This window comes from Pantoea sp. Ae19-2 (assembly GCF_059801205.1).
Window position 1 is genome coordinate 1 of sequence record NZ_JBCHWE010000010.1, and the last position, 439, is coordinate 439.

At 63.1% G+C, this 439-nt stretch carries 1 protein-coding gene; it reads left to right on the forward strand.

The features are described from left to right. Window positions 1-70 precede the first annotated feature (70 nt). Window positions 71-439, forward strand: a 369-nt coding sequence (locus tag AAIE03_RS24190; protein ID WP_498563304.1) for a phage tail protein, incomplete at its 3' end; no start/stop codon positions are given.

The window sequence follows — 439 nt, forward strand, 5'->3', positions numbered from 1 at the left end:
GCATTTCCGTCAGCGGCGGGCTTTACAGCGGCGCGGCGGTTCACGTTACTGACATGATGGAAATCAGACCATGAGCCAGAAATATTACGCCATAGTGACCAATCTCGGCGCGGCGAAGATTGCCAACGCCGCCGCGCTCGGCACAAAACTGAACATCACGCAGATGGCCGTGGGCGACGGGGGCGGCACGCTGCCGACCCCCAACGCCAGTCAGACAGCGCTGATTAGCGAGAAGCGCCGCGCGGCCATCAACACGCTGAGCGTCGATCCGGCCAACGTCAGCCAGGTGATTGCGGAGCAGGTCATCCCCGAAACCGAGGGCGGTTTCTGGATCAGGGAAATGGGGCTGTTTGACGCAGACGGCACGCTGATTGCGGTCTGCAACACGCCGGAAACCTACAAGCCCGCCCTGCAGGAGGGCAGCGGGCGCACGCAGACC